Origin of the sequence: Streptomyces sp. NPDC006923 (genome assembly GCF_040635655.1) — a bacterium.
Classification (GTDB): domain Bacteria; phylum Actinomycetota; class Actinomycetes; order Streptomycetales; family Streptomycetaceae; genus Streptomyces.
In genome coordinates, this window is the sequence record NZ_JBEYIF010000002.1 from 488,960 (window position 1) to 507,494 (window position 18,535).

Below are 18,535 nucleotides of genomic sequence, written 5' to 3' on the forward strand. Positions count from 1 at the left end.
TCATCTGCCGACGGGGCGGGCCCGGACATGCATACGCTCGCCCTGCTGCCCGAACAGGCTGAGAATCTCCACCGGCTCCGGGCCCGCGCAGGCGAACGCGTGCGGAGTGCGGGTGTCGAACTCGGCGGCCTCGCCCGCGGTCAGGACGAGATCACGTTCGCCGAGGACCAGCCGCAGCCGTCCGGCCAGTACGTAGAGCCACTCGTAGCCCTCATGCACCCGCTGCTCCAGCTCCCCGCCTCCGCCGTGTCCGGCGGGGATGATCTGTTTGTAGGCGTACAGGCCGTCGAGATGGCGGGTCAGCGGCACAAACGTTATGCCGTGGCGGACGAAGGAGCGGGAGTGGATCCGCGGATCGCCGGTCTCGGGGGCGCCGACAAGCTCGTCCAGCGGCACACGGTGGGCATGGGCCAGTGGCAGCAGCAGTTCCAGGGTGGGTTTGCGCTGCCCGGACTCCAGGCGCGAGAGGGTGCTGAGGGAGATCCCGGTCGTTTCGCTCAACTGGGCCAGAGTGATGCCTCGTTGACGGCGCAGGGCGCGCAGACGCGGGCCCACCGCGGTGAGGACGGTCGTGAAGTCGCTGTCGGCCATACCTCCATTTGCCGTCTCGGCAAGAAGATTTGTCAAGCGACGGAGGTGGGCGCACCATCTCCTCCGGGTCCGGACGCCTCGTGCGACGCCGGCCCGACCAGTGGCTGCCCCGCCCCCGCACGGGGGCACCGGCACACCGACGCGCGGACAGTGAGGACACGGCCCATGGCAGACGACAACATCTCGTACGAGGAGCTCTGGGACGCCCGTTACAGCGAGAGCGAGCGGATCTGGAGCGGAGAGCCCAACACCGTCCTGGTCCGGGAGATCACCGGCCTGGAGCCGGGCCGGGCCCTCGATCTGGGCTGCGGTGAGGGAGGGGACGCGATCTGGCTGGCACAGCGGGGATGGCGTGTTACTGCCACGGACATCTCCGGTGTCGCCCTGGAGCGCGCGGCCCGGCACGCGGCGGAGGCCGGCGTCGGGGACCTCGTCGACTGGCAGCGGCACGATCTCGGAGCGTCCTTTCCCGCAGGCGTCTTCGATCTTGTCTCGGCCCACTTCCTGCACTCGCCCGGCGACATGCCGCGCGAGAAGATCCTGCGGACCGCCGCCTCGGCCGTCGCGCCCGGCGGAGTGCTCCTGGTCGTCGGGCACTCCGGGTTTCCCGCCTGGGAGCGGCATCCCCATCCCGAGGTGCACTTCCCCACGCCGGACGAGGTGCTCGCATCCCTCGAACTCCCGGACGGGCAGTGGGAAGTGCAGCTCAGCGACGAACACGAGCGGATTCAGAACGGCCCCGACGGACAGCCGACCGTCCGGATGGACAACGCTCTCAAGGTGCGCAGGCTGGCCGACTGAGCCACCGCGCCGCACCGGGGCGGAGCCGCGTACCCGGGGCGCAAGCGCTCGCGCCCCGGGTACGGGCACAGGTCAGGCGCCCCCGAAGTCCAGCCAGACCGCCGTGTCCGGCGGCAGCAGGAGACAGGGCGCGGGACCGCCGTCGGCCGCTTCGCCGAGGGCCAGCTCCCCGCTGGCGAGAAGCGGCTCGGCCGCCCCGGGGAGCGGGAGCGGCTCGCCGGAGAGGTTCACGCGGCACACCAGGCCGGCGCCCTTGCGGAAGGCCAGTTCGCCCTCGGCCGAGGGCAGCCAGGCGAAGCTCTCGTCGCCGAGGAAGCGGCGGCGCAGGGTCAGCGCCGTACGGTACAGCTCAAGGAACGAGTCCGGCCGGCCGGTCTGCGCCTCGACCGACCACTCGCCCCAGCCGGCCGGCTGCGGCAGCCAGCTACCGCCCGCGCCGAAGCCGTACGAGGATCCGCTCCTGGTCCACGGCAGCGGCACACGGCATCCGTCCCGGCCCTTGTGGGTGTGTCCGGTGCGCTCCCACATCGGGTCGCGCAGCGCGTCCGGCGGCAGGTCGGCCACCTCGGGCAGGCCCAGTTCCTCGCCCTGGTAGAGGTAGGTCGTCCCGGGCAGCGCGAGGGTCAGCAGCGCGGCGGCCCTGGCGCGCCGGTGGCCACGGGCGTCGTCGACGGCGGGATCGAGACCGTCGGTCAGCAGCCAGGCGCGGAGGCCGGTGCCCTCGGGCAGTCCGTAACGGGTGCGGTGGCGCATCACATCGTGGTTGGACAGCACCCAGGTCGGCAGGGCACCGACGGACGCCGCGCCGGAGAGCGAGGTGTCGATGACGTCCCGGAAGGAGCCGGCGTCCCAGGGGCAGCGCAGATGGAAGAAGTTGAACGCCTGGTGGAGTTCGTCGGGCCGGGTGTAGAGCGGCAGCCTCGCCGCGCTGACACCCGCCTCGGCGACCATGATCCGGGGCGGTGCGTAGGAATCGGTGATCTTCCGCCAGGCGCGGTAGATGTCATGGACCTCGTCCCGGTCCCAGAAGGGATGGTCCTCGCCGCTGGGCGGGGAGTTGAGGGACGCGGAGTCTCCGCCGCGGGTGTCGCGCAGCGGCGCGGTGAGGTCCTTGCGGAGTCCATGGGCCACATCGACACGGAAGCCGTCCACGCCCAGGTCCAGCCAGAAGCGGAGAGTGCGCTCGAAGTCGGCGGCGACATCGGGGTTGTCCCAGTTCAGGTCGGGCTGTTCGGCGGCGAAGATATGCATGTACCACTGCCCGTCGGGGACCCTGGTCCAGGCGGCGCCGCCGAACTTGGACTGCCAGTCGGCGGGTGGTTCGGCTCCGCCGGGGCCCCTTCCGTCGCGGAAGACAAAACGGTCGCGCGCCGCCGAACCAGGTGCCGAGGCGAGTGCCTCGGCGAACCAGGGGTGCTGGTCGGAGCAGTGATTGGGCACGATGTCGACGATGGTGCGGAGACCGAGCGCGCGGGCCCGGTCCAGCAGCGCGCGGAAGTCGTCGAGGCCCCCGTGACGGGGGTCGACATCCCGGTAGTCGGCGACGTCATAGCCGCCGTCGGCCAGCGGCGAGCGGTAGAAGGGGGTGAGCCAGACGGCGTCCGCGCCCAGCTCCGCGACATGGCCGAGCCGGTCGGTGATCCCCCGGAGGTCACCCATCCCGTCACCGTCGGCGTCGGCGAAGCTGGGAACGTAGATCTGGTAGACGACGGACTCCCGCCACCAGTCGTGATCGCTGCCGGGACCGTCGCCGCCGGTGCCGGGTGCGGCGCCGTCGTGGCCGGCGCCGCTGCCGTCCAGGAACGCGTGCTGTGTCACTGGTACCTCTCGCGCTGAGATGAAGCTCGTGCCGTGATGAAACACGCCGGAAACCGAAGTGTTCCGGTGCGATCATCCCTTGAACACCATGACCGTCGGCCCGGCAGAGACCCGGCGGCGGATCCGGCCGGCGCACGGGCGGCGGAGGCCGGCCGGTCGCCCGCTGGTCGGGGCGTTGTGACGGCGGTGACGTGACGCGACAGCCGGTGCGATATGTGACGAAGGTCGCTCTCGGACGTGAGCCCGGGACTCAGGGGACCGGGCGGTGGACGTCCTTGCTCCGGCCGAGCCGGGCGGCGTGCGGGATCTTGGCCTCGGCCGAGCGCAAGGAGCGCAGCGCCAGCAGCAGAACGCCGATGTCGTCGACGAACACCGGGTCGGGCAGCAGATCGGTGGGGAGCACCAGATAGATCATGGCTCCCCAGAACGCCCAACGGTTCCGGACGGGGACGCCGGCCCTGCGGAGGGTGCGGCGGGCCCGGACGAGCCTGACGGCCAGGGTGATCGCGACCCCCAGGGCGACCGCCGCCAGGATCGCGGCCACGGCGATGAGGAGCTGGAGTTCGCTGCTCATAAGGTCTCCTCCTGGTCGGCTTCCCCTCTCTGTTACCCCCGGGGCGGCCGCTCACCGGAGTCTGTCTCCAGTCGGGGAAGGCGCCCCGGCGGTCCGGGCGCGGTGCCGGCGCTCTGCCGGGCGCCGGCAGGGAGGCCCGGGGTGCCGGTCGTGACGGGGGCGCCGCGCACGGCGCGACGGCTGCCGGAGACCGGCCCGACGCGTCGAGCCGGTCCGGCACCTCGATCCAGGAGTTCGTGTCGCCGCCGAGTTCAAAGGGGCGTGCGTCGGCGGCGGATGTGTGATGAGACGGCGCTGGAGGAAGCCGGGGGCGGAGCCCTGGTGACCGGCGGCAACGCGGCGAGGCGCGGTGGCGGGGCACGCGGGCCCGGCGGGATCGGGACGAGAGGCCCCTGGGTGGGGTCAGCGGCCCAGCTTGCGCTGGAGCTCCGCCTTGTTCATGGAAGAGCGGCCCTGGATGTTGCGGCGCTGCGCCTCGGCGTAGAGCTGGTCGTACGTCGGCCCCTGGGCACCGCTGTGCGAGCGCTGCCCGCCGCGCTTGCCGGACGACATGTCCTGCGTGGACGTCTTGCTCGCCGTGCGGGACTCGCCGGACCGGGCGCGTTCCTTGTTCACCGTCCGTGCGGCGATCTCCTCGGCCCGGCCCATGCTTTCCCCGCGCTCGCGGGCGCTCTCCTTGATGTGTTCGTACTGGCGCTCACGCTTGGGGGATGAACCTCGGGGCATTCTGATCACTCCTCGCTACGTGCTGCTGGGGTCTTGACTTCACCCTGCTACCCGCGTTCGCGCCCGGCAACTGGATGCCGCCGGTCGATACCCCGGCCGGTACGTCCCCTCGTTCGCCGCCCCGATCACCGCCGCCACCGCGCGGAGCGCGGGCGCGTACAGAGGCCGTCCGCCGCCCCGCCGGACGCCCCGGGCCAGGCCACGAAGACCGGCCGGACAGCACCCGGCACCGATGGGTGACGCGTCAACATAACGCTAGGATCGGGGTCATGACAGAACCGCGATGGCTCGACGGGACGGAGGCCCGCGTCTGGCGGGCCCATCTGCGGGTCCAGCGCGAGCTGATGGGGACGCTGTCCCGCATGCTGGCGCGGGATTCCGGGCTCAGCGGCGCGGAGTACGAAGTGCTGGTACCGCTCTCGGAGGCACCGGACGGTCTGCTGCGCGCGCGGGAGCTCAGCGAGGAGGTCGACTGGGAACGCAGTCGGCTGTCGCACCAGATCAGCCGGATGGAGAAGCGCGGACTGGTGGCCCGTGAGGAGTGTCCCGACGACGCCCGGGGGGCGATGGTCCGGCTGACCGGGGCGGGCCGCGCCGCCATCGAAGGGGCGGCGCCGGGGCATGTCGAGGCGGTACGGAGGTATTTCTTCGACGCGCTCTCGCAGGAAGACGTCGACGTCCTGGACGCGTTGCTGGGGAAGCTGCTCGCGGGGCTGCCCAACGCCCGGTCCCGCGCGGGCGAACGGCTCCGGCCGTAGCTCAAGGGTCCTGTCACGCACGGCGGTTGCGGCCGGTGAGTATCGAAGCTGCGTGCCCGGGAAGCGGCGTGTCCGGAGAGCCCTGACACTCCCCGGACACGCCGCTTGTCACAGGTGCCGCGACACCGGCGCCGCGGCCCGTCGCGACCTCAGGCTCCGGCGCCGGCCTTGAGCGTCCGCGCGATGCGGACCACACGCTCGGCCTGGACGCGCGCGGCCACGCGGGTCTCGTCGCCGACCGGGTTGTTGCCCTGCGCGTCGATGTGCGAGGTGCCGTACGGGTTGCCGTCGGCGAACTTCGCCGGGTCGGTGTAGCCCGGGGCCACCACGATGCCACCGAAGTGGTGGAAGGAGTTGTACAGCGCGAGCAGCGTGGACTCCTGGCCGCCGTGACGGGTCGCGCTGGACGCGAAGCCGCTGTACACCTTGTCGGCCAGCTTGCCCTGCGCCCACAGCCCGCCGAGGGTGTCGATGAACTGCTTGAGCTGCGAGGCGACATTGCCGAACCGGGTGGGGGTACCGAAGATCACGGCATCGGCCCACTCGATGTCATCCGGAGTGGCCACGGCGACATCCGCGGTGGCCGCGTGGTTGGCCGCCCACGCCGGGTTCGCGTCGATGGCCTCCTGGGGAGCCAGCTCGGCCACGCGCCGCAGACGCACCTCGGCGCCGGCCTTCTCGGCGGCCTCGGTCAGCGCCTTGGCCACCTCGGTGTTGGTGCCGGTGGACGAGTAGTACACAACGGCGAGCTTTACGGGGTCACTCATGGCGGAGCCTCCTTGCGTCGCACGCGCGCGGGACACGCGCACGTCGATGACGTATCAACATCTTGGTTCAACACTAAACCATATCTCCGGGACCCCTGGGCCGGGGGTGACACCCGCGGCGGCCGTGGCGACGCCGGGACACCGGGGGACATCACCCCCAGCCCCACACGCAGCACACGTCGCAGAGGTACGCAAGAGCGCCCCTCCGGCCGAATCCAGGGGCGGCTCACGGCCGTTCCCACCCTGGACCGGCCAGATCCGGCCATGATCAACACGAGAGCAATTCGGTGGTACGCCGCACAAACTGGCGACCGCCACCCAGGGAAACCGGGCCGCCTCGCAGCCGCACACGGGCCCCACGGATTCCTTGCGTCATACACTCACCACCCACAGTGAGACATGTGTGTGTGCGACGCTCCGCCGCATGGCCGGATGACGTCACGATTCAACTCACGTGCTCGGCAGGGGTTCGGGTGGTCACGCGCCGGCCAATCTCCCGTCGCCGCGGGCTTTGCGGCAATTCACTTCCGGCCACGGCGACTCCGCCCCGGACGGCGGCCAATGACACGGCGCGGCAACGGACTTCGGGCCCCGACAGCCGGGCCCCGACACCGGTCCAGAAGTGGGCCTTGCCCGGAAGTCGAACGCCGTCAACGATTCGGTCGTGCGGTTGACAGGTTCACGGCCAAAACCGAATGGCCGTGGACGACCGCGCGCAGCGGCCCGCTACCCAACGGGCCCCGCTTTTCCCCCACTTATGGAGGATGTTGTGACCATCAAGCGCTTTTCCCCCCTCGGCGCGGTGTCCAGACGTGTACGGCTCCTCGCCGTCGCATCCGGTCTGGTGACCGTCGCCGCGCTTGCGGCCCCGTCTGCCATCGCGGCCCCGGCTCCGGCCCCCAAGGCCACCGCGGCCCAGCTCGCCGAGGCCGGCTCCGCCGTCCGCGGTGCCGACGTCGCCGGTACGGCCTGGTACACGGACACGGCCTCCGGCAAGGTCGTCGTCACCGTCGACAGCACCGTCTCGGACGCCGAGATTGCCGAGATCAAGAACTCCGTGGGTGACACCGCGGGCCTCACGATCAAGCACACCCCCGGCAAGTTCAACAAGCTCATCGCCGGCGGCGAGGCCATCACCACCGGCGGCAGCCGCTGCTCCCTCGGCTTCAACGTCCGCAGCGGCTCGACGTACTACGCGCTGACCGCCGGACACTGCACCAACATCAGCAGCTCCTGGAGCATCGGCACCCGTGCCGGCACGAGCTTCCCGACCAACGACTACGGCATCATCCGCCACTCGAACTCCGCCAACGCGGACGGCCGGGTCTACCTGTACAACGGCTCGTACCAGGACATCACCAGCGCCGCCAACCCGTCGGTCGGCCAGCGCGTGACGCGCAGCGGCTCCACCACGGGCGTGCACACCGGTACGGTCTCCGGCCTCAACGCGACCGTCAACTACGGTGGCGGTGACATCGTCTCCGGCCTCATCCAGACCAACGTCTGCGCCGAGCCCGGCGACAGCGGCGGCTCGCTCTTCGCCGGCAGCACGGCGCTGGGCCTGACCTCGGGCGGCAGCGGCAACTGCTCCTCCGGCGGCACCACGTTCTTCCAGCCGGTCGTGGAGGCCCTGAACGCCTACGGCGTCAGCGTCTTCTAGGGCATGCCGCGACGGGCGGGGCTCTCCCGCTCCACCGGCGGTACCGGTTTCACCGCATGATCCTCCTCGGACGACCGACGGGCCGCGCACACGCGCGGCCCGCCGTGTCCGTTCCCCCCTCGCGCGGCGCCCGGTACCCCGCGCGGCACCATGACGTCCGATTCGTTCAAGACCCGCGCGGGCCGTCACTTCTACGGTGGGCCCATGACTCCACGACTCGACGCGATCGGCCTGGTCGTCTCCGACATGGCGGCCTCGCTGTCCTTCTACCGCCGGCTCGGCCTCGACCTGCCGGCCGACGCGGACTCCGCGCCTCATGCGGAGGCGCTCCTGCCCGGCGGAACGCGGATCCTCTGGGACACCGAGGAGACCGTCCGCTCCTACCACCCCGGCTGGACCCGGCCCGACGGCGGCGAGCGCGTCGGCCTGGCCTTTCTCTGTGACAGCGCGGCCGAGGTGGACGCCACCTACGACTCCCTGGTCGCGGCCGGGTACCGGGGGCATCTGAAGCCCTGGGACGCGGTCTGGGGACAGCGTTACGCCGTGGTCCTGGACCCGGACGGCATCGAGGTCTCGCTGTTCGCCAGCGCCACGTAGGCGCCGAGCGTGAGCCCGGCCAGCGCACGGGTCTCGCGGGCGAGATGCGCCTGATCGGCACAGCCCGCGGCGAGCGCCGCCTCCGCGTACGGCTTTCCCGCCCGTACGAGCGCCAGCGCGCGCTGGAGCCGCAGCACCCGGGCCAGCGTCTTGGGCCCGTAGCCGAAGGCGTCCAGGGAGCGGCGGTGGAGCTGCCGGGCACCGAGGCCCACCGCGTCGGCGGTCGCGGCGACCGTACGGCCCGCGTTCAGACCGTCGACGACGGCTCCCGGCAGGGAGTCGGGCGGGCCGGTCTCGGCGGCCGTGCGCAGCGCCACGGCCTCCAGCGCCCGCGCGGGGTCCTCGGCTGACGCCAGTCGCCCGGTGAGCCGGCGCACCTCGGCCGGTGACCAGAGATCGGCCAGTTCCACCCGCCGGTCGCGCAGCTCGTGCGCCGGTACGCCGAGGAACGTGGGCGCGGTGCCGGGCGCGAAGCGCACTCCGGCGCAGTACAGCCCGTTGATGCCCTCAGGTGCGTACGCGTGGGTGTCGGGCCCCGCGACCAGAAGCCTGCCGCCGATCCACAGCAGGTCCATACAGCCGTCCGGCAGCACCGGATACGGCGCGGATCCCCGGCCGGCCGTCACGGTCCGCGTCCAGACGACCGCGCCGTCCAGTCGCGACGCCCGTTCCTGGTACATGGGACAAGAGGCTAGGGTCTGTCCGCTTCCGCCGTCACTCCGGGCCGCCGCGGCCCGGGTCTCCCCTGTCGCCCTTCTGGTCCCTGCCGTCCTTCTCGCTCTTCCGGTCCTGGTGGCGCTTGACGCGGCCTGTGAGGCGGGACCTCAGAACGCGCGACTTCAGATCGTCCAGCGGCAGGAATCTGGACCACCGCTCGGGGAACTCCGACGGCATGTCGGGTTCGGCCGTGTCGTCGTCCCGGCTGTCCGCGGAGGAGGCCGCCGCGCGCGCCACCAGCACCGCCGCCTGGGCCGCCCGCAGCCGTTCGTTGGCGGCACGCGCCGCGGCCGTGGCGACCGACGGCCAGACCCGGTCGATGGCCGCGTTGACGGCCGCGCCGACCAGCACCGCGAACGCGGAGATGCCGATCCAGAGCAGCACCGCGATGGGCGCGGCGAGCGAGCCGTAGATGGTGGGGCCCTCGACCGTGCTGGTCAGATAGATCCGCAGCAGGAAGCTGCCCAGCACCCACATGCCGAGGGCGACCAGCGCTCCCGGCACGTCCTCTATCCAGCGGCGGGAACGGGCCGGTACGGACACGTGGTAGAGCGTGGTGAGGAAGGCGACGGACAGCAGGATCACCACCGGCCAGTAGAGGACGGCGACGACCTCCGTGCCCCACGGGATGAGGTCCACGACCCGGTCGGGCCCGACCACCGCGAGCGGCAGCACCACCGCGCCGATCAGCAGCGCGACGATATAGAGGAGGAAGGCGAGAAGCCGGGTCGCGACGATGCCGCGCCGGCCGTCGAGTCCGTACATCACGGTGATGGTGTCGACGAAGACATTGACCGCCCGGGAGCCCGACCAGAGCGCGATCGCGAAGCCCAGGGAGATCACATCGGGGCGTCCGCCCTGGGTGATGTCCGCGAGCAGAGGTCTGGCGATCTCGTTCACGCCCCGGTCGGAGAGCACCGTGCCGGCCGCCGCGAGGATGTTCTTCTCGATCGACGCGACCGTGGTGGTGCTGGTCCAGTCGTCCATATAGCCGAGCAGCCCGATCAGGCCGAGCAGCAGCGGCGGCAGCGAGAGCAGGGTGAAGAACGCCGCCTCGGCCGCCAGGCCCAGGATGCGGTACTCGATGCACGAGTTGACCGTGTCCTTCAGAAGCAGCCAGACCATCTTCCGCTTGGAGACGTTGCGGTAGAGGACTCGGGCCCGGTGGAGTCGACCCGCTGGCCGCTCGGGTGTTTCATTTGCTGGCTGCACGTCCTTACCGTATCGGCATGGCAGCCACCACCCACACAGTGACCAACCAGGCCCCGCCCCTGGTGGGATACGACGTCTTCAACGCCGACCGGGTCCTCACGGAGGGCGTGGAACGGCACAGCGCGCCCGGCCTTCTCGACGAGACCCGCGCGGAGCTGACGGCGCTCGGCCGCACCGCCGGTTCCGCCGAGGCCCAGGAGTGGGGTGTGCTGGCCAATGAGAACCCTCCGGTTCTGCGCACCCACGACCGCTACGGAAACCGGATCGACGAGGTCGACTTCCATCCCGCCTGGCACCAACTCCTCGGGCAGGCGGTCTCCGCGGGACTGACCGACGCCTGGGGCAGGCCGGGCGGGCATCTCCGCCGCGCCGCCGGATTCCTGGTCTGGACGCAGGCGGAGGCCGGAAACGGCTGTCCCGTCTCGATGACGCACGCCGCCGTGCCCGCGCTGCGGGTGGATCCGGCGCTCGCGGCCGAGTGGGAGCCGAGGCTGACCTCCCACCGGTACGAACCAGGGCTGCGGCCGGCCGCGGAGAAGGCCGGCGCGCTCTTCGGGATGGGGATGACCGAGAAGCAGGGCGGCAGCGACGTGCGCGCCAACACGACGAGCGCCACACCACTGGACGCGGAGGGCGAGTATCTGCTCACCGGTCACAAATGGTTCTGTTCCGCGCCCATGTGTGACGGCTTCCTGGTGCTGGCGCAGGCGCCCGGCGGACTCACCTGCTTCCTGGTGCCCCGGGTGCTGGCGGACGGGACGCGCAATGTGTTCCGCCTCCAGCGTCTCAAGGACAAGCTGGGCAACCGTTCCAACGCGTCCAGTGAGGTCGAGTTCGACTCCACCTGGGCCCGCCGGGTGGGCGAGGAGGGCCGGGGCGTGCGCACCATCATCGAGATGGTGGCGGCGACCCGGCTCGACTGCGTGGCCGGATCGGCCGCGCTGATGCGGCAGTCCGTGGCGCAGGCGGTGCATCACACCACGTATCGCGGCGCGTTCGGCGGCATGCTGATCGACAAGCCGCTGATGCGGAACGTACTGGCCGATCTGGCGCTGGAGTCGGAGGCGGCGACCACGCTGGCGCTGCGGCTGGCGTCGGCGTACGACGCGGTCCAGAACGGCGGCGCGGACGAGGAGCGGGCCTTTCTGCGGCTCGCGGTCCCGGCCGCCAAGTACTGGGTGACCAAACGGTGTGTGCCGGTGGCGGCGGAGGCGCTGGAATGCCTGGGCGGCAACGGCTATGTGGAGGAATCCGGGATGCCGCGGCTGCTGCGCGAGTCGCCGCTCAATTCGATCTGGGAGGGCTCGGGAAACGTCCAGGCGCTCGATGTGCTGCGGGCCCTCCAGCGTGAGCCCGAGGCGCTGAACGCCTTCCTCCAGGAGGTCGGCAGGGCGCGCGGCGCCGACCACCGGCTGGACGCCGCGATCAAGGATCTGCTGACCGAGCTGGCCGATCTGAGCGGGATCGAGGCCCGGGGCCGCCGGCTGGTGGAGCGGATGGCCCTGGTGCTCCAGGGCTCGCTGCTGGTGCGCTGGGCACCGCCGGAGGTGGCGGACGCGTTCTGCGCCTCACGGCTCGGCGGGGACTGGGGCACGGCCTTCGGCACACTGCCGCACAGCCTGGGGCTGGCGTCGATCGTGGACCGGGCGCGGCCCGTCGCGCCGTAGGAGCCGTACGGGCAAGAGCTGTGGCCGTGACGGATGGGGCCGTGGCGGTTGCGGTCGCGGCGGATGGGGTCGTGCGGCGCGCGGGACCGCGAAAAGCCAGAGGTGGTGCTGCGCCGACACGGCACCACCTCTGGCTTGCAGTCACTTTTATGCACCTGCCTGCGGTTTGCCAGAGTTGCAAGCCGTTGCAGCGGACATCCGAGCCGCGGCTCCGTACGGTTACCGGAGTGGCGCGACCGGTGAACGGGCGGCGCGCGAACGAGGAAAGAGAGTGCAGAACCGATACGGCACCACTGACGGCAGGGGGACCGCGATGAGGGACGTACCGCTCGACCTGGCACGACTCATGGCCCTGGACGGCACTCAGGCCGCCCGGCTGCTCCATCAGGTGCGCGAGGCCGCTCTCGCCGGCGAGCGGCCACCGGTCGCTCCCCGGCCGGTGATCGACGCGTCCTGGCGGCGGATGCTCCGGCTGGGACTCGATCCCGACCAGTCCGCCGGAGGCGTGCCGCTGGAGCGCGAGGAGCTGGAGCACCGCAGGCGCACCTCGCCGCTGGGCGGGGCGATGCGCACGCTCAGCGAGTCGCTCGGCGAGACCGCCGACGCCTCGCAGCAGATCATGGTGGTCACCGACGACGAGGGGCGGGTGCTCTGGCGGGAGGGCTCCCTCAGCGTGCTGCGCCAGGCCAACGGTGTCTGTCTCGAAGAGGGCGCCGCCTGGTCCGAGGACGCCACGGGGACCAACGCCATCGGTACGGCGCTGGCCGTGGGCGGTCCGGTGCAGGTCCACGGGGCGGAGCACTTCGTGCACGCGCTGCACGCCTGGACCTGCGCCGCGGCCCCGGTGCGCGATCCCAGGGACGGGCGCCTGCTGGGTGTTGTCAATGTGAGCGGCCCCGCCGCCGGTTTCCATCCGACCACCGTGGCCCTGGTCAGTTCGATCGCCCGGCTCGCCGAGAGCGAGACGCGTGAGCGGCACCGGCGGGCCGTCGAGCGGCTCCGCTCGGTGGCGGCGCCGGTCCTGTACCGTCTCGGCGGCCGGGCGCTGGTGGTCGACCCGTACGGCTGGACGGCGGCGGTCACCGGGATGCCGCCGGTGGACCGGCTGTCGCTGCCGAAGTCGTTCCGGGCGGGCCGGGTCTGGCTGCCGTCGCTGGGCATGTGCGCGGTCGAGCCGCTGCCCGGCGGCTGGCTGGTCCAGGTGGACGGGGAACGGCCGGTGGCCCAGACGCCCAGCCGGGTCGTGCTGGACCTGAGCCGGCCCAGACGCTGGTCGGTCGCCGTGTCCGGCTCGGCGGGAAGCTGGACGCAGAGGCTGACCCCGCGCCACGCCGAACTGCTGTACGTCCTGGCCGTGCACCGGGAGGGCCGGAGCGCGGCGGAGCTGGCCGGCGACGTCTTCGGCGACTCCGCCCGCACGGTGACCGTACGGGCGGAGATGTCGCGGGTCCGGCGTCATCTGTCGGGTGTGCTGGCGCACCGTCCGTACCGGTTCAGCGAGGAGGTCGACGTCGAGGTGGTCGGCCCGGACGACCCGGCGGATCTGCTGCCGCACTCGACGGCGCCCGCCGTACTGAGCGCGCGCCGGCCGCCGGGGCCCTGACGGGCGGGGGCCGGCCGCGCCCCGGTGACCAGGGGCGCCACCCTGCCGGGCCCGGACGCGTGGTTTTCTGGCGCGCATGAGCATCACTGTGACGACCTGGTCCCTGGAACAGACCTCGCCCGCCGATCTGCGGCCCGCGGCGGAGCCGCCCGGCGGCATCGGCATCGTGCGGGCGGAGGTGCCCTCCCCTGAGTTCAGCCGCTTCCTGTATACGGCCGTCGGCGGGGACGTCCGCTGGACCGACCGGCTCGCCCTGACCTACGCGCAGTGGCAGGAGTCCCTCTCCCGGCCGGGCACCGAGACCTGGGTCGCGTACGAGCGGGGCACGCCGGCCGGCTATCTGGAGCTGGAGGCGCAGGACGACTCCGTGGTCGAGATCGTGTACTTCGGGCTGATCCCCGCCTTCCGCGGCCGCCGCATCGGCGGCCATCTCCTGTCGTACGGCACTGCGCGGGCCTGGGATCTCGCCGAGCGGTGGCCCGGCGTGGCGCCGACCAAGCGGGTCTGGCTGCACACCTGCTCCAAGGACGGCCCGTACGCCATGGACAACTATCTGCGGCGCGGCTTCACGCTCTTCCACACCGGGACCGCCGAGGAACCCGAGGTGCCCGCGCCCGGTCCGTGGCCCGGCGCCCAGCGTTGACGTCTCGTGGAGTGGGACACTCCAGTCCGGATAATGGATAGTGGTGGACTCTCCGAAGACCCCCGTGACACGCTTCCGTCATGGATCGCATGGGAATCGCCTTGGTGAGTCGGCGGCACGTCGATCTCGGCCGCATGTCCAGCGCCATCTGTCGGGCGAGCTGAGAGCTTCCAGCACAGCAGCATCCCCGTTTCCCCAGCTCCACCGGCGCGCATCGGCGCGCCCGCCGCGCGAGTGTGCGGCTCAGAGCCGCCCTCCCGCAGTCTCGAAGGACGTACCCGCCATGGCCGCCACCCCGGAAAAGCCGTCCACCGCCACGCCACGCCGCAAGGTGAGCCGTCACCGCGGCGAGGGCCAGTGGGCCGTGGGTCACTTCACTCCGCTCAACGGCAATGAGCAGTTCAAGAAGGACGACGACGGTCTCAATGTGCGGACGCGCATTGAGACCATCTACTCCAAGGCCGGGTTCGACTCGATCGACCCCAATGATCTGCGCGGCCGTATGCGCTGGTGGGGGCTGTACACACAGCGCAGGCCCGGGATCGACGGCGGCAAGACCGCGATCCTGGAGCCGGAGGAGCTGGACGACAAGTACTTCATGCTGCGGGTCCGCATCGACGGCGGCAGGCTGACCACGGAGCAGCTCAGGACCATCGGCGGGATCTCGCAGGAGTTCGCGCGCGGGACGGCGGACATCACCGACCGGCAGAACATCCAGCTCCACTGGATCCGGATCGAGGACGTGCCGGAGATCTGGCGGCGCCTGGAGGGCGTCGGCCTGTCGACCACCGAGGCCTGCGGTGACACACCGCGGGTGATCCTCGGTTCGCCGGTCGCCGGGGTCGCCGAGGACGAGATCATCGACGGCACCTGGGCCATCGACGAGATCAACGCCCGCTTCATCGGGACCAAGGAGTTCTCCAACCTCCCGCGCAAGTTCAAGACGGCGATCTCCGGATCACCGCTGCTGGACGTGGCGCACGAGATCAACGACATCGCGTTCGTCGGCGTGGACCACCCCGAGCACGGGCCCGGCTTCGACCTGTGGGTCGGCGGCGGCCTGTCGACCAACCCGAAGATCGGGCAGCGGCTCGGCGCCTGGGTCCCGCTCGACGAGGTGCCGGACGTATGGGCCGGAGTCATCGGGATCTTCCGTGACTACGGCTACCGCAGGCTGCGCACCCGCGCCCGGCTGAAGTTCCTGGTCGCCGACTGGGGGACGGAGAAGTTCCGCCAGATCCTCCAGGACGAGTACCTCAAGCGCGAGCTGATCGACGGCCCCGCGCCGGCCCAGCCCGTACAGCAGTGGCGCGACCACGTCGGTGTGCACCGCCAGCGGGACGGGCGCTTCTACGTCGGGTTCGCGCCGCGTGTCGGCAGGGTGGACGGCGCGACCCTGACCAAGATCGCCGAGCTGGTCGCGGCGCACGGCTCCGACCGGCTGCGTACCACTGTCGAGCAGAAGATGATCGTCCTCGATGTGGCGGAGGACCGGGTCGACTCGCTGGTCGCCGGCCTCGAAGCGCTGGACCTGCGGGTCAAGCCCTCTCCGTTCCGGCGCGGCACCATGGCGTGCACCGGTATCGAGTTCTGCAAGCTGGCGATCGTCGAGACCAAGCAGCGCGGCGCCACGCTGATCGAGGAACTGGAGCGCCGCCTCCCGGACTTCGACCAGCCGATCACCATCAATGTCAATGGCTGCCCCAACGCCTGCGCCCGGATCCAGGTGGCGGACATCGGCCTCAAGGGCCAGCTCGTCCTGGACAAGCACGGCGACCAGGTCGAGGGCTTCCAGGTGCATCTGGGCGGCGCGCTGGGTCTGGAGGCCGGCTTCGGCCGCAAGGTCCGCGGGCTGAAGGTCACCTCCGAGGAGCTGCCCGAGTACGTCGAGCGGGTGCTCGGCCGCTTCCAGAAGGAGCGCGAGGACGGCGAGCGCTTCGCCACCTGGGCGGCGCGGGCGTCGGAGGAGGCACTGTCGTGAACGTCGGCGGACCACGGCGGAAGGAGCGGGCGTGAGCGAGCGGGCCGCACCCTTCTACTGCCCCTACTGCGGTGACGAGGACCTGCGGCCCAGCGAGCAGGGCCACGGCGCCTGGGAGTGCGCCGCGTGCAACCGGGCCTTCCAGCTCAAGTTCCTCGGGCTGCTGTCGCGTGGCCTCCAGCGGAGCGACGGAGGGGAAGAGATATGACGGCACTGACGGAGACCGACGATCTGAAGGACCTCGCCGAGCGGGCCGGACGGGAGTTCGAGGACGCCTCGGCCCCGGAGATCCTCAGGTGGGCCACGGACACCTTCGGCGGGCGTTTCTGTGTCACGTCCTCGATGGAGGACGCGGTCGTCGCCCATCTCGCCTCCCGTGTGCTGCCCGGCGTCGACGTGGTCTTCCTCGACACCGGCTACCACTTCCCCGAGACCATCGGCACCCGTGACGCGGTGGAAGCCGTGATGGACGTCCGGCTCATCACGCTCACCCCGCGCCAGAGCGTCGCCGAGCAGGACGCGGAGTACGGCCCCCGGCTGCACGACCGCGACCCCGATCTCTGCTGCGCGCTGCGGAAGGTCAAGCCCCTCGAAGAGGGCCTGATCGGATACGACGCCTGGGCCACCGGTCTGCGCCGCGACGAATCACCGACCCGCGCGAACACACCGGTCGTCGGCTGGGACGAGAAGCGCCGCAAGGTGAAGGTCTCGCCCATCGCCCGCTGGACGCAGGACGACGTCGACGCGTATGTCACCGAGCACGGCGTCCTCACCAACCCGCTGCTGACGGACGGCTACGCCTCCGTGGGCTGCGCGCCCTGCACCCGCAGGGTCCTCGCGGGCGAGGACGCGCGCGCCGGACGCTGGGCCGGACGCGCCAAGACCGAGTGCGGACTGCACGGATGACGGGCCATCAGCGCGAGCGCGAGGAGCGGCGGTTGAGCGTGACGGAGCAGGGCGCGACAGTCTGGCTCACCGGTCTGCCGAGCGCCGGCAAGACCACCATCGCCAACGAGCTGGCCGGCCGGCTCCGCGCCGAGGGCCATCGGGTGGAGGTCCTCGACGGCGACGAGATCAGGGAGTTCCTCTCCGCGGGCCTCGGCTTCGGCCGCGAGGACCGGTACACCAATGTGCAGCGCGTCGGCTTTGTCGCCGAGCTGCTGGCGTCGAACGGCGTGAAGGCGCTGGTGCCGGTGATCGCGCCGTACGCCGACAGCCGTGAGGCGGTGCGCAAGCGCCACCAGAGCGAGGGCACCGGATATCTGGAGGTGCATGTGGCCACGCCGGTCGAGGTCTGCTCCGTCCGCGATGTGAAGGGGCTGTACGCCAAGCAGGCGGCCGGCGAGATATCGGGGCTGACCGGGGTGGACGACCCCTACGAGGCGCCGGACTCACCGGACCTGCGGATCGAGTCGCACACCCAGTCCGTCGAGGAGTCCGCCGCCGCGCTGTACGCGCTGCTCACCGAGAGGGGTCTCGTGTGACCACGACCGTCGCCACCGTCGGCGAGGGCACGGACGCCCCGTACGCGCTCAGCCACCTCGACGCCCTGGAGTCCGAGGCCGTCCATATCTTCCGCGAGGTGGCCGGTGAGTTCGAGCGGCCGGTGATCCTCTTCTCCGGCGGCAAGGACTCGATCGTCATGCTGCATCTGGCGCTGAAGGCGTTCGCGCCGGCGCCGGTGCCGTTCTCGCTGCTGCACGTGGACACCGGGCACAACTTCCCCGAGGTGCTGGAGTACCGCGACCGGACCGTCGCCGAGCACGGGCTGCGGCTGCATGTCGCCTCCGTACAGGAGTACATCGACGCGGGAAAGCTGCGCGAACGCCCCGACGGCACCCGCAATCCGCTGCAGACCGTGCCGCTCACCGAGAAGATCCAGGCCGAGCGGTTCGACGCGGTCTTCGGCGGCGGGCGGCGCGACGAGGAGAAGGCGCGCGCCAAGGAGCGGGTGTTCTCCCTGCGCGACGAGTTCTCGCAGTGGGACCCGCGCCGTCAGCGGCCGGAGCTGTGGCAGCTCTACAACGGCCGGCACGCCCCCGGAGAGCATGTGCGGGTCTTCCCGCTGTCCAACTGGACCGAGCTGGACGTCTGGCAGTACATCGCCCGGGAGGGGATCGACCTCCCCGGGATCTACTTCGCGCACGAGCGTGAGGTCTTCCTGCGGGCCGGCATGTGGCTGACCGCCGGCGCGTGGGGCGGTGCCGGGGAGAGCGAGACCGTCGAGAAGCGCCTGGTGCGCTACCGCACGGTCGGCGACATGTCGTGCACGGGCGCCGTCGACTCCGACGCCACCACGCTCGACGCGGTCATCGCCGAGATCGCGGCCTCCCGGCTCACCGAGCGCGGCGCGACCCGCGCCGACGACAAGATGTCCGAGGCCGCGATGGAAGACCGCAAGCGCGAAGGGTACTTCTAGC

General features: G+C 71.4%; 20 protein-coding genes. 13 read left to right on the top strand and 7 right to left on the bottom strand.

Annotation, left to right across the window (positions count from 1 at the left end):
• The gene (locus ABZ707_RS05435; RefSeq protein WP_360168116.1) at positions 1-591 is read right to left on the bottom strand and encodes an XRE family transcriptional regulator; all 591 of its coding nucleotides are present in this window, start codon (positions 589-591) and stop codon (positions 1-3) included.
• Positions 592-756: 165 nt separating this feature from the next.
• Between ABZ707_RS05435 and ABZ707_RS05440 the strand changes: the two genes are divergently transcribed.
• Positions 757-1,392: a methyltransferase domain-containing protein gene (locus ABZ707_RS05440; protein ID WP_360168119.1), complete on the top strand. Its 636-nt coding sequence runs from the start codon at positions 757-759 to the stop codon at positions 1,390-1,392.
• A 72-nt stretch (positions 1,393-1,464) separates the two neighbouring features.
• Here ABZ707_RS05440 and ABZ707_RS05445 read toward each other — a convergent pair whose 3' ends face one another.
• The 3 genes from ABZ707_RS05445 to ABZ707_RS05455 form a co-directional block, all read right to left on the bottom strand.
• Positions 1,465-3,090 carry an alpha-amylase family glycosyl hydrolase gene (locus ABZ707_RS05445; RefSeq protein ID WP_360168456.1) on the bottom strand — a complete coding sequence of 542 codons (1,626 nt, stop codon included), beginning with the start codon at positions 3,088-3,090 and terminating at the stop codon, positions 1,465-1,467.
• Positions 3,091-3,460: 370 nt separating this feature from the next.
• Positions 3,461-3,784: a YkvA family protein gene (locus ABZ707_RS05450; RefSeq protein WP_360168122.1), complete on the bottom strand. Its 324-nt coding sequence runs from the start codon at positions 3,782-3,784 to the stop codon at positions 3,461-3,463.
• Positions 3,785-4,186: 402 nt separating this feature from the next.
• Complete coding sequence (locus ABZ707_RS05455; RefSeq protein ID WP_360168125.1) at positions 4,187-4,510, bottom strand: plasmid stabilization protein; 324 nt, start codon at positions 4,508-4,510, stop codon at positions 4,187-4,189.
• Between the two features lie 269 nt (positions 4,511-4,779).
• On the opposite strand from ABZ707_RS05455, the gene ABZ707_RS05460 reads away from it, so the two are divergent.
• A complete protein-coding gene (locus ABZ707_RS05460) occupies positions 4,780-5,268 on the top strand; it encodes a MarR family transcriptional regulator (protein ID WP_360168128.1) in 489 nt (162 codons plus the stop codon).
• A gap of 149 nt (positions 5,269-5,417) precedes the next feature.
• On the opposite strand, the gene wrbA is transcribed toward ABZ707_RS05460, so the two are convergent.
• Positions 5,418-6,035, bottom strand: coding sequence for an NAD(P)H:quinone oxidoreductase (gene wrbA, locus ABZ707_RS05465; protein ID WP_360168131.1), 618 nt, complete (start codon positions 6,033-6,035; stop codon positions 5,418-5,420).
• Positions 6,036-6,804: 769 nt separating this feature from the next.
• Between wrbA and ABZ707_RS05470 the strand changes: the two genes are divergently transcribed.
• Together ABZ707_RS05470 and ABZ707_RS05475 are read left to right on the top strand one after the other, a co-directional pair.
• A complete protein-coding gene (locus ABZ707_RS05470; protein WP_360168134.1) occupies positions 6,805-7,695 on the top strand; it encodes a S1 family peptidase in 891 nt (296 codons plus the stop codon).
• 204 nt (positions 7,696-7,899) lie between these two features.
• The gene (locus ABZ707_RS05475; RefSeq protein WP_360168137.1) at positions 7,900-8,292 is read left to right on the top strand and encodes a VOC family protein; all 393 of its coding nucleotides are present in this window, start codon (positions 7,900-7,902) and stop codon (positions 8,290-8,292) included.
• Here the strand turns inward: ABZ707_RS05475 and ABZ707_RS05480 are convergent.
• Together ABZ707_RS05480 and ABZ707_RS05485 are read right to left on the bottom strand one after the other, a co-directional pair.
• Positions 8,232-8,972, bottom strand: a complete 741-nt coding sequence (locus tag ABZ707_RS05480; protein ID WP_360168140.1) for a helix-turn-helix domain-containing protein — start codon at positions 8,970-8,972, stop codon at positions 8,232-8,234. The two genes, ABZ707_RS05475 and ABZ707_RS05480, sit on opposite strands and share 61 nt — an antisense overlap.
• Positions 8,973-9,006: 34 nt before the next feature.
• The gene (locus tag ABZ707_RS05485) at positions 9,007-10,221 is read right to left on the bottom strand and encodes a YihY/virulence factor BrkB family protein (RefSeq protein WP_360168143.1); all 1,215 of its coding nucleotides are present in this window, start codon (positions 10,219-10,221) and stop codon (positions 9,007-9,009) included.
• Between the two features lie 17 nt (positions 10,222-10,238).
• On the opposite strand from ABZ707_RS05485, the gene ABZ707_RS05490 reads away from it, so the two are divergent.
• The 9 genes from ABZ707_RS05490 to cysD all read left to right on the top strand — a co-directional run bounded on the left by ABZ707_RS05490 (position 10,239) and on the right by cysD (position 18,534).
• Positions 10,239-11,888, top strand: a complete 1,650-nt coding sequence (locus ABZ707_RS05490; protein WP_360168146.1) for an acyl-CoA dehydrogenase family protein — start codon at positions 10,239-10,241, stop codon at positions 11,886-11,888.
• Between the two features lie 313 nt (positions 11,889-12,201).
• Positions 12,202-13,491, top strand: coding sequence for a GAF domain-containing protein (locus ABZ707_RS05495; protein WP_360168459.1), 1,290 nt, complete (start codon positions 12,202-12,204; stop codon positions 13,489-13,491).
• A 76-nt stretch (positions 13,492-13,567) separates the two neighbouring features.
• Positions 13,568-14,134: a GNAT family N-acetyltransferase gene (locus ABZ707_RS05500; protein WP_360168149.1), complete on the top strand. Its 567-nt coding sequence runs from the start codon at positions 13,568-13,570 to the stop codon at positions 14,132-14,134.
• 89 nt (positions 14,135-14,223) lie between these two features.
• On the top strand, positions 14,224-14,298 hold the full coding sequence (locus ABZ707_RS05505; protein ID WP_360168462.1) for a putative leader peptide: 75 nt from the start codon (positions 14,224-14,226) through the stop codon (positions 14,296-14,298).
• 119 nt (positions 14,299-14,417) lie between these two features.
• A complete protein-coding gene (locus tag ABZ707_RS05510) occupies positions 14,418-16,115 on the top strand; it encodes a nitrite/sulfite reductase (protein ID WP_360168152.1) in 1,698 nt (565 codons plus the stop codon).
• Positions 16,116-16,146: 31 nt separating this feature from the next.
• Complete coding sequence (locus tag ABZ707_RS05515) at positions 16,147-16,323, top strand: hypothetical protein (protein WP_360168155.1); 177 nt, start codon at positions 16,147-16,149, stop codon at positions 16,321-16,323.
• Positions 16,320-17,021: a phosphoadenylyl-sulfate reductase gene (locus ABZ707_RS05520; protein WP_360168158.1), complete on the top strand. Its 702-nt coding sequence runs from the start codon at positions 16,320-16,322 to the stop codon at positions 17,019-17,021. The genes ABZ707_RS05515 and ABZ707_RS05520 overlap by 4 nt, the downstream gene beginning before the upstream one ends.
• On the top strand, positions 17,018-17,599 hold the full coding sequence (gene cysC, locus ABZ707_RS05525) for an adenylyl-sulfate kinase (protein WP_360168161.1): 582 nt from the start codon (positions 17,018-17,020) through the stop codon (positions 17,597-17,599). Before ABZ707_RS05520 ends, cysC begins: the two co-directional genes overlap by 4 nt.
• Positions 17,596-18,534: a sulfate adenylyltransferase subunit CysD gene (gene cysD, locus ABZ707_RS05530; protein ID WP_360168164.1), complete on the top strand. Its 939-nt coding sequence runs from the start codon at positions 17,596-17,598 to the stop codon at positions 18,532-18,534. Before cysC ends, cysD begins: the two co-directional genes overlap by 4 nt.
• Position 18,535: the final 1 nt, after the last annotated feature.